Raw genomic sequence first — 9,954 nt, forward strand, 5'->3', positions numbered from 1 at the left:
CTCCTCGCGGACGCTCCTGGAAAAAGGAGCTCGCGGCACTGCGCATTTCGGTCGATGGACCACAAATATTTCGGGTAAGCGTCGTCAGCATTGCACAGTTGCTACGACCCCACAACACCTATCGTTTCAAGTTGTAATAAAACACCCTTGGATCGAAATGGCTCGAGCGAGATTTGCGCGAATGACAATCAAGATTGCGCGCAGGCCTTACCTCATCAAGCGTACGCGTGATCGCTCAACTGCTTCAACTTGCGTCGCGCGCGATCAACAATTGCCGCCAGTTCATGCGCAGCGCTTCGTGTGCTCTGGAATGCAATAGGAGTTCTGCTGCATCTCGCACATTGCGTTGAGCATTGCTGATTTGACGCTGCCGCTAGTGGAGTTTACCGAAGAGCGCGAGCGCTCATCACAACCGTAGTCACTGCGGAAACCCATTCTACCCGTCACGACGCTTCCGTCATTCGGGATGATACACCTGTCTGGGATTCGATGATCTAGGCGCCCGCCCCGTCAGGACCTCGCTTCAGTCGCCATTGCAGCAACGAAAAGATTGGGTCGGACTCAAGATGATGCTCGAAGACCCCTTCAACCTCAGCTCCGATGGCCACGGTCTGGCGGGGATCACCCAGCAGATTACCCACCATGCGCACGCCACCGGCGTGTGGCAACTCGACGAGCAGCGCGACGTATGGGCCGTGCTGCTTCAGCGCCGCATGCGATGGATGCCACACGCGCTCCCAACTATAGATGCGGCCGGTCGGCTCGACGTCGGTCCACGTGAGATCAAAGGAACGACAATTGTGGCAAATCCATTCGGGGCCGAACTGCCAGCAACGGCAGCGATCGCAGCGTTGCACCAGCAGACGGCATTCGCGCAGCCCCAGCCAATAAGGTGTCGAGAGGCCGTCCGGCTCGCCGACCGGAATGGGCAATCCGGCAGGGAGATAGTGCGCGGGTCCGCTCATAACGTCGCCTCCGAACCCAGAATGAGGTTGCTGGCCGGCGTCACCATAGGACCGCCGATCACCAACGCCACATCGTTTCGTCGAACCTGGCTCGTCGACGTTCCACGTACCTGACGGACCGCTTCCAACACCAGCTCAAGGCCGTGCATGTAGCATTCGGCAAGGTTGCCGCCGCTGGTGTTGAGCGGGAGCCTCCCGGTCGGCGCGATCAGATTGTCGAAGGTGAGAAAGTCGTTGGCCTCGTCGGGCCTGAAGAAGCCGTGCTCCGCCAATGCCATCACGACGCCGCCAGTGAAGTTCTCATACGCCTGGACCACGCCCACATCCAAGGGCCCTGCTCCGGCCATGCGATAGAGATCCGATGCCACGGTATCGAAGCTCGCAGTCGCATAGAGCGGCGCGTTGTGTGCCGTGGCCGCCGCGCGATGTCCCGATCCGAAGGCGGCACCGAGCACATAGGCCGGCTTGCGCCTGAAGTCATTGGCGCGCTCGGCCGATACGAGCAGCAGCGCGGCCGCTCCATCGTTCTCCATGCAGCAGTCGTAGAGATGGAAGGGCTCCACGATCCAGCGCGAGGCATCGTACTTTCCGGCGTCCAGCGGCTTGCCGTGCATCACGGCACGCGGGTTGGCCTGGGCATGATGATAGGAAGCGAGTGCAATCGCGCGTAGCGCCTCCTGCCGCACGCCGTGCTCGTGCATGTAGCGCTGCACGCGCATGGCAAAGCGCTGCGGCGGCGCCAGCACGCCGTAAGGCATCAGATATGACCGCTCGCCCGAAACGGTGTGGATACCGGCCGCCTGTCCAAAGCGGCCATATTGGCCCTGCGCCAATGAGCGGAACACCACGACGCAATCGGCGAGGCCGGCGACGATCGAGGCCGCCGCGTTGGCAACCGCGGCGCAGCAACCGCCGCCGCCTCCGCCCCATTGCATGGTGGCGGAGCGCAATCGATGCGTACCTAGCGCCGCAGCCAACCTTGACGCCTCGCTGCGATCGTCGCTGTAGGAGGAGAAGCCATCGATCTCGCGCGGATCGAGCCCGGCATCCTCGCATGCCGCCAGAATGGCCTTCAGCGCGAGCTTGAATTCCGGATCGGGCGAGGCGCCGTGCCGATAGTATTCCGTTTCACCGATCCCGATGACAGCCACACGGCCTCTCAACGTCCGTGCGTCTCGACCGCGTACCGTCACGGCTTGGCATCCTGTCGCGAGCGTTCGCTGCCGAAGGCCCCGCCTTCGGCAAGGTGCGCGATCTCCGCTTCGTCGTAGCCGAGCAGCTCGCGCAGCACGTTTTCGGTGTGCTGCCCAACCGCCGGTGCCGCAACGGGATCGACGATCGGCGTCCGCAAATAGCGGATCGGCAGATTCACATTCGGCACCCACCCGACCTTCTCATGCGGGATCCGGGTGACGATCCCGCGCTCCCTTGCCTCCGGAGAGCGGATCGCCTCGCCAACGGTGCGCACCTGGCCACAGGGCACTCCGGCGGCCCGCATCCGCGACTGCCAGTACGACCAAGGCCGGCGGCCAAAGGCATCGCCGAGAATTGCGAACAATTCGTCGCGCCTGCGGATTCGATCGGGGCCGGTTGCATAGATCTCGGCCGCCGCGAGATCCTCGCGATCGAGAACCTGCGCCATCAAGCGTTGGAAGATCTTGTCGTTGCCGCAGTTGATATAGAAAGTGCGATCGCTCGCCAGGAACACGCCCGACGGACAGGTGTCTGGGCTCGTGTTGCCGCTTCGCTTTGGATCCGCATCATTGAAGAGCGACTGCATGGTCGCGTAGCCGGTCATCAGTACGGCATTCTCGAACAACGACACCTCGATGGCCTGGCCCTGCCCGCTGCGCTCGCGCGCGAACAATGCACCAAGGATCGCATTGCTGGCCATCATCGCGGTACTGATATCCATCACCGGAGACAAGGCGCGTACGCCCTCCCGGTCGGCATAGCCGTTCATCGACACGAAGCCGCTTTCGACCTGCGCGATCGGATCGAATCCCAACCGATCCGAAAACGCTCCATCGCGGCCATAGGCCGACACCGAGCAATAGATGATCTCGGGTTTGATCTTGCGGCAGCTCTCGTAGTCGAGCCCCAGCCGTGCCATCACACTCGCCGAAAAGTTCTCGACAACGACGTCCGCCGTCGCGATCAGCTCACGCGCGAGCTTCAGCCCCTCAGTGGACTTGAGATCGAGAGCAACGCTGCGCTTGTTGCGGTTGGTCCAGAGGAACGGCGCGCCGTGCCTGAGATCGGGATGTACCGGGGGATAGCGGCGCAAATCGTCCCCGCGGCCCGGGGCTTCGATCTTGATCACTTCGGCGCCCAAATCGGCGAGGATCATGGTCGCAAACGGTCCCGCGATGAAGTGCGAGAAATCGATCACGCGGATTCCCTCGAGAGCTTTCCGGGCTCCAGCGGGACGAGGCGTGTGCTCGGGGAAGTCGGCTTCAAGCTGTTCCAGCATCGGGATATCCGTCCGTTTGAGTGTGTTGATCCGAGGGCGCAGCCACCGTCATCAATTGCTTTTCGGCTCGACGAGCGAGCACCCGCCCTGCTCGAGCGGCCGAAACGCCTCCGGCCCGGACAGCACGCCGACCTGCTCCAGCAGGTCCCACTTGGTCTTCGAGGCACCTCGGCTCTTCACTTTGAAGATGTACATGTTGTGAATGGCGCGACCGTCGGCGCGCACCACGACCGGCCCGAACAAAGCGTCGTCGATCGGGGTCTCCTTCAACTTCCGGATCACGGCCGGCGCGTCACTCGTTCCTGCCGCCAGCGCCGCATTCAGATAGGCAAGCACCGAGGAATAGACACCGGCGTGGAACGCGGTCGGCGACTGCCCATGCTGCCGCTCGCTGAACTTGGCCGACCAGGCGCGGCTGGCCTCATTGAGGTCCCAGTAGAACGGCTGGGTGATGATCAGCCCCTCCCCGACCGCAAGCCCGCTTGACTCGACGTCGTTGGTGGTGGTCAGCAGCGCCGCGAAGGTGCGCCCACTCTGCTTCAGCCCGAACTCGGCGGATTGCTTGATCAGGCTGACGGTGTCACCGCCGGCGGTCGCGAACGCGATCACATCGGCACCCGAGCTGTCGGCCTGCAGGATGAACGAGGCATAGTCCGCATTGTTGATCGGCACATTGACCGATCCGAGAACGGTCCCGCCACCGGCACCGATCAAGGCCGTCCCGTCGCGCACCATCGACTTGCCGAGCGCATTGTCGGTCGCAATGAAGTACCATTTCTTGCCGCCGTGACGCACGAGATAGGCACCGATGGTGTGCGAGGCCGCCCAGCTGTCGAAGGTCCATTGGATCGTGTTCGGCGAGCAGTATTTCCCGGTCAGGTCCGAGGACGCGGCGCTCGATGCGATCAGCGCCGCCTTGGTGCCGCGGACGACCTCGTTGACGGCGAGCCCGACGGCCGAGTTCGGCACATCGGCGACCGCATCGACCTTCTCCTGATCGATCCAGCGGCGCGCGATGGCGGCACCGACGTCAGCCTTGTTCTGGTGGTCGGCCGACACGATCTCGACCTTGAAGTCCGGATGCAGCCGCACGAAGTCCTCGGCGGCCATTCTGGCCGCCGTCACCGATCCTTCGCCGGCATTGTCAGAATAAGGGCCGGACGCGTCATTGAGCACGCCGATCTTCAGGGACCGCGCAGCGTCCGCCGAAGCAGGCGAACTGGCCCAAATAGCCAGGAGGGTTATTCCGGCAATGCGCGATAGATGTCTCATCGTTTCCACCCTTGTTGTGCCGCTGTTCTAGAGATCGAGCACGAGCGTGCGGGACTTTGCGCCCGAGCAGCAGATCATGATGCTCTTGTTCGCCGCCTGCTCCTCCTCGCTCAGAAACTGGTCGCGATGATCGGGTATGCCATCGAGCACGCGCGTCTCGCAGGTGCCGCAGACCCCTTCGGTGCAGGCATGGTTCGCGGTGATGCCGGCATCCAGCAGCGCATCGAGGATGGTCTTGCCGGGCTCGACTGCGATCGTGCGGTTGCTTCGCGCGAGCCTGACATCGAAACCGCCCCCGGTAGCAGGCGCTTCCCGCGCCTGGAAATATTCGACATGCACGCGATCGGCCGGCCGGTCGGCCGTCGCGGCATCGAATGCAGCGAGCATGGGCACCGGACCGCAGCAATACAGATGCGCGTGGGCCGGCGCGTTTCCGACAATTGCCGGCAGGTCGAAGAGCCGCCCCGATCGCTCGTCGTCGAAATCGAAATGTATCCGCGAATGATCGGACCGGACTGTGCCGAGCTCGTCGAGGAATGCGGCGGCGGCGCGGGTCCTCGCGGCGTAGAACAGGTCCCAGCGACGCCCCAGTGCATCGAGACGTCGGATCATGGACAACAGCGGCGTGATGCCGATGCCCCCGGCGATCAGGACCGAATGCTCAGCCTGTTCGTGAAGCGCGAAATTGTTGCGTGGCCCGGAGATCGTGATGACGTCTCCGACCCTGATGGTGTCGTGGACGAAGCTGGAGCCGCCCCGGCTTTCGGCATCCCTGTTAACTGCGATCACATAGCGGTGCCGCTCGCGCGGATCGTTGACCAGCGAGTAGCAGCGGAGCATGCCATTCGGCAGATGCAGGTCGATATGGCTGCCGGCCGTGAATGGCGTCAGCTCGCCGCCTCTCCTCCGCGCGATCAGCTCGTAGGAATTGATCCGCTCGGCCTCGTAGCCGATGCGCTTGACCAGCACGTCCTGCGTCATCTCAGTCATGGCGGGATGCGCTCACAGCTCGTAGCCGAAATCGGCACCAAGTTTCGCCCGCATGAACGGCGCGCCGACATCGACCCAGGAATCCTCCGGCGGCAGCCGCAGCGATACCGCCCGCACCATGAACACGTCGGGATCCAGAACACCCTTGGGCTTGATCGCGTGATCGCGATAGGCGCCGAGCGCCTCAAGAATGAAGCGCCGCGTCATCGCGATGCCGGTGTCGCTCGAACAGAGCGTCTCCCTGGTGCGATCGAAGATCGGCGCGACACCGCTCTGGCAGGCGCCGTCCTGCACCCAGAGGCCCGGCAAGCCCGAGAACCAGGTCGTCCGCTGCGCCTCATAGTCGAACTGAAAGCCATTCTGCGGATTGTATTTGGTCCAGTAGCCTGCATACGGGACCGTCGGCGGGTGCTGCACGAGCGCGTGGCGGCTGGCATGTCCGCTCTCGCGGCCCTTATGTCCTTCGGCGAACACCTGCCGCGTTTTCTCCAGCAGCGGCTCGGACGGATGATAGGAGAACATGATGCAGAGCGTGTTCTCGTCATCGATCGGCACCCAGGCGTGCCCGCTCAGATCCGGGAACGGCGACAGCGGAGGCACCAGCGTATAGAACGGCAGCAGGAACTGGTTGACGCGCCAGTACAGCGTGTTGGCATCGTAATTGCGCCGCGCGGCGATGCTCATGCCGAAGTCCTGCTTGATGCATTCGAAAGTCGGCCGGAGATCGCGCTTCTGGATCCAGGCGCTCGTGGTGCCCTGCGCGTCCAGCCGCCCGTGAAGCAGCGGCGCGTGCGCCGAGTCGATCTCGCCCTCGACCGCCTGCAACCAGTTGCACTCCTGGACCCGGACCGAGATGTGCACCTGCTCCGCCGGCACCAGATTCCATTCCAGGTTCGGCAGTGGCGGAAGCGCGGCCTGGTCGGGCCCCATATAGGTCCAGATCATCCCGTTGCGTTCCTTGCAGGGGTAGGCCTTGATCCGCACCCGCTCCTTGAGGCGGCTGCGCGCCGGCTCTGCCGGCATATCCGTCACCGCGCCGGTGACGTCGAATTTCCAGCCGTGATAGACGCAGCGCAGCCCGCAATCCTCGTTTCTCGCGAAGATCAACGGCGCGCCGCGATGCGGGCAGGCCTGATCGACCAATCCGATCCGGCCGTCGCTGTCGCGGAAGGCGACCAGATCCTCGCCGAGCAGCCGGATCCGCTTCGGCTGTCCGTCCTTGGCGAGGTCCGCCGACGGCAGGAAGGGAATCCAGTAAAGTCGAAACATGTCGCCGAGCGGCGTGCCCTTGCCGACCCTCACCAGGCGTTCATTGTCTTCGCGTGACAGCATGGGTTTGCCTCCTTCAATTGCGGTTGGTCGGATCCGCCGCATCGCCGAGAAGCGCGGCGACACGGTCGGACAGTCCGAGGTCTTGTGCGGTCCAAAGCGGATCGGATGCGGCGAGCGGCTGGCGCGGAATGGGAGGCTGCTTGCCCTCCTCCACGAGGCCGACGATCAATTCGATGCGGCGTCGCTCGAGTTCCCGTAGAGCCTCCTCAACGACAGCGGCTTCCGCCGTGCACCCCGGAAGCTCCGGATAGGCAAGACGAACCCGCCACTGCCCCGGCTCGGTTTCGACCGCCTCGGCCTCAAGCAGATAGGGAATCGACAGCAGCTCACGCAGGTCCAAGTTCAACCTCCCTGCACGACGTCTTTCGCATCGCACTTGATACGTATACGTACTATATTGGTCGATGGCTGACAAGAGCCGAAGGCCCATTGCATCATCGGGGGAACAGACCCCGGGGCGGTTCACCGCAGGGTTGAGGACGTCAGGCCAAGCTGATAACGGCTAACGCGAATTCGCAAATCGGAGTCCAACGACGGCATGGCAGCCGACAAGGGTATGAAAACGAGCTCGGCCACAGATATTGCGCGCGACTGGCAACTCGAAGGCGGCGTCGGATTTTTGCTGCGGCTGCTGGAGGCGCGCTACGACGGGCTCTATCAAAGCATGACGCGCCAGAGCGACATCACGCCACGGCAGTTCGGCGTGCTGATGGCGCTGTACCAGCTGGGTCCTCTCACCCCCTCCGTATTAGCGGACCGGATCAGTTGTGATCGCAACACGCTCAGCGAAATGCTGAAGCGGATGGTCGCGCGCCGGCTGGGCTCCAAGAAGGACAATCCGGACGACCGCCGCTCGCTCCAGGTGCAGATCACGGCCAAAGGCGAGGAAGCGCTTCTTGCCGTCATCCCGGCGGCCGCAGAGTTGCAGAACATCATGCTGGCTCCCCTGCGCAAGGAAGACCGCGCGCATTTCCTGAAATGCCTGCTCGCGATCGCGAAGGCTCCGCCGCCAGACGCTCCGTCCGATATTTGAGATCGTCGGCGCCCGCCCGCCTAAGCCTGCGGCGTCCCAAACGTACCCGCCGCGGCGAGCGCCGCGATTGCGTTTGGCGACAATCCCAGGATTCCGGACAGTACATCGTCCCGCTGCGCGCCGATCCCGGGGACCTGACCTCCCATCGGCGTATCCGCCCCGGACATCTGCCATGGCGCATTGACGCCAACGAATTCGCCGGCACCATCCGAGACCGTCTCAAACACACCACGCTGACGCAGATGGGCATCGGTCAGCGCCGCGCCCGGCGTCCGGTACTCGGCGCAGGGAACGCCGGCGCGGTCCAGCGCGGCGATGCATTCGGCGACGGTGTGGCGCCCGGTCCATTGCTCGATCACCTGCATCATGGCAGTCCAATTGGCGCCGCGCGCCGGAATGGTTGCAAAGCGCGGATCGTTCGCCAGCTCGGCCTGCCCCGTGACCTCACACAGCGCCGCAAAATTGCGCGGCGTGACCGGAGCGATCAGGATATCGCCATCGCGTGTGCGGACCGGCCCATAGGTCGGACGCGGCGAGCGAATCGGGAATTGCGCTTCCTGAAGCTCGTAGACCAAAAGGTTCAGCATGCAATCCATCAAGGCGACATCGACGCGCTGTCCCTTTCCGGTGCGCGTACGCTGGACCATCGCGGTCTGGATCGCGGAGTAACCGAAGATGCCGCCGAGGATATCGGCGACAAAAATGGCGCCCGACGCGGGACGCTCCCGGTCACCGGCATAACGCATCAGGGAGTGATCGAAGCCACTCTCGGCATGCACGATCATGGCATAGGCCGCGCGCTCGGCGGCCGGCCCTGACTGGCCATAACCCGAGATCGAGCAATAGATCAGGCGCGGGTTGATCTCGCGGAGCGTTTCGTAGCCAAGGCCGAGCCGATCCATCACGCCGGGGCGGAAATTCTCGACGAGAATGTCCGCCTCCGCGACCATGCGATGCACCAGCTTGATGGCATCTGCATTCTTCAGGTCCAGCGCGAGGCTGCGTTTGCCGGCATTGAGCTGGCCGAAATAGGTGCTGTGGCCTTCGCGCAGCGGCGTCCGCAGCCGCATGTCATCACCTTCCGGCGGCTCGATCTTGATGACCTCGGCACCGACGTCGGCGAGCAGCCGCGCGCAATATGGCCCCGCGACCATGATGGAGAAATCGAGCACGCGCACACCGGCGAGCGGCGCCCTGTCGCCATCCTTCTGCATCCGATCTCTCCTATTTCGGCAACCCAAGCGCGCGTTGCGCGATCAGGCTACGCTGGATCTCGTTGGTCCCGATGCTGATGACCCACATCAGCGAATGCCGCAGATTTTGCTCGAAGCGGCCGTTGTCGATCGCACCCGACATCTGCTCGGACAGCGTTGCGCGCATCCCGAGAATGTCGAGCGCAGCCTCGCCGAACCGTTCCATCAGCTCCCCGGAGAACACCTTGCTGATCGCGCCATATTCCGGCGGCGTCACGCCATCGGCAGCAAGCTCGGCACAATGCATCATCAAGAGACGGCCGATCTCGATCTCTGACGCCAAGGCCGCGATCTTGTCGCGGACGATCGGATCTTCGGCGAGGCACCGACCACCTTGCTTTGCCATCACATGCGAACGCAGCTGCTCGAAAGCGTGCGCGACCTTCAGGACGATCCCGCCACCGACCAGCCCCCGCTCAAAGGCGAGCGCGCCGGTCAGCACCTTCCAGCCGCCATTGACCTCGCCGACCAGATTCTCGGCCGGAATGCGAACATTGTCGTAGAAGATATTGGAAAACGTGCCGTCATACATCGTGCTGGATGGGCGGGTCGTGATGCCCGGCGCATCCATCGGCACGATGAACATGCTGATGCCGGCGTGCGGCGGCTTCGCGTCCTTGTCGGTCCGCGCGGCGA

At 63.6% G+C, this 9,954-nt stretch carries 10 protein-coding genes; 1 reads left to right on the forward strand and 9 read right to left on the reverse strand.

From position 1 onward, the window contains the following. Positions 1 to 494: 494 nt before the first annotated feature. Genes FNJ47_RS41160 through FNJ47_RS41190 form a run of 7 tightly spaced genes read right to left on the reverse strand, consistent with a single transcriptional unit; the run spans position 495 to position 7,372 of the window. On the reverse strand, positions 495 to 965 hold the full coding sequence (locus FNJ47_RS41160; protein ID WP_175068490.1) for a Zn-ribbon domain-containing OB-fold protein: 471 nt from the start codon (positions 963 to 965) through the stop codon (positions 495 to 497). Further along, on the reverse strand, positions 962 to 2,116 hold the full coding sequence (locus FNJ47_RS41165) for a thiolase C-terminal domain-containing protein (protein ID WP_347341787.1): 1,155 nt from the start codon (positions 2,114 to 2,116) through the stop codon (positions 962 to 964). The genes FNJ47_RS41160 and FNJ47_RS41165 overlap by 4 nt, the downstream gene beginning before the upstream one ends. 38 nt (positions 2,117 to 2,154) lie before the next feature. Beyond that, positions 2,155 to 3,438, reverse strand: a complete 1,284-nt coding sequence (locus FNJ47_RS41170) for a CaiB/BaiF CoA transferase family protein (RefSeq protein WP_163161900.1) — start codon at positions 3,436 to 3,438, stop codon at positions 2,155 to 2,157. A gap of 51 nt (positions 3,439 to 3,489) precedes the next feature. Then, a complete protein-coding gene (locus FNJ47_RS41175; protein ID WP_163161902.1) occupies positions 3,490 to 4,710 on the reverse strand; it encodes an ABC transporter substrate-binding protein in 1,221 nt (406 codons plus the stop codon). Between the two features lie 27 nt (positions 4,711 to 4,737). Then, positions 4,738 to 5,700 (reverse strand): PDR/VanB family oxidoreductase, encoded by a 963-nt coding sequence (locus tag FNJ47_RS41180; RefSeq protein WP_163161904.1) that lies wholly within the window; start codon positions 5,698 to 5,700, stop codon positions 4,738 to 4,740. 12 nt (positions 5,701 to 5,712) lie between these two features. Further along, positions 5,713 to 7,032, reverse strand: a complete 1,320-nt coding sequence (locus FNJ47_RS41185) for a Rieske 2Fe-2S domain-containing protein (protein WP_163161906.1) — start codon at positions 7,030 to 7,032, stop codon at positions 5,713 to 5,715. A gap of 13 nt (positions 7,033 to 7,045) precedes the next feature. Continuing rightward, positions 7,046 to 7,372, reverse strand: coding sequence for a hypothetical protein (locus tag FNJ47_RS41190; protein WP_163161908.1), 327 nt, complete (start codon positions 7,370 to 7,372; stop codon positions 7,046 to 7,048). Positions 7,373 to 7,570: 198 nt separating this feature from the next. On the opposite strand from FNJ47_RS41190, the gene FNJ47_RS41195 reads away from it, so the two are divergent. Then, complete coding sequence (locus FNJ47_RS41195; protein WP_163161910.1) at positions 7,571 to 8,065, forward strand: MarR family winged helix-turn-helix transcriptional regulator; 495 nt, start codon at positions 7,571 to 7,573, stop codon at positions 8,063 to 8,065. A gap of 20 nt (positions 8,066 to 8,085) precedes the next feature. On the opposite strand, the gene FNJ47_RS41200 is transcribed toward FNJ47_RS41195, so the two are convergent. Both FNJ47_RS41200 and FNJ47_RS41205 read right to left on the reverse strand, forming a co-directional pair. After that, positions 8,086 to 9,279, reverse strand: coding sequence for a CaiB/BaiF CoA transferase family protein (locus tag FNJ47_RS41200; protein WP_163161912.1), 1,194 nt, complete (start codon positions 9,277 to 9,279; stop codon positions 8,086 to 8,088). A 10-nt stretch (positions 9,280 to 9,289) separates the two neighbouring features. Then, a partial coding sequence (locus FNJ47_RS41205) for an acyl-CoA dehydrogenase family protein (RefSeq protein ID WP_283811361.1) occupies positions 9,290 to 9,954 on the reverse strand: 665 nt, incomplete at its 5' end.

It is taken from the genome of Bradyrhizobium uaiense, from assembly GCF_010811875.1.
In the GTDB taxonomy this organism is placed as follows: domain Bacteria; phylum Pseudomonadota; class Alphaproteobacteria; order Rhizobiales; family Xanthobacteraceae; genus Bradyrhizobium; species Bradyrhizobium uaiense.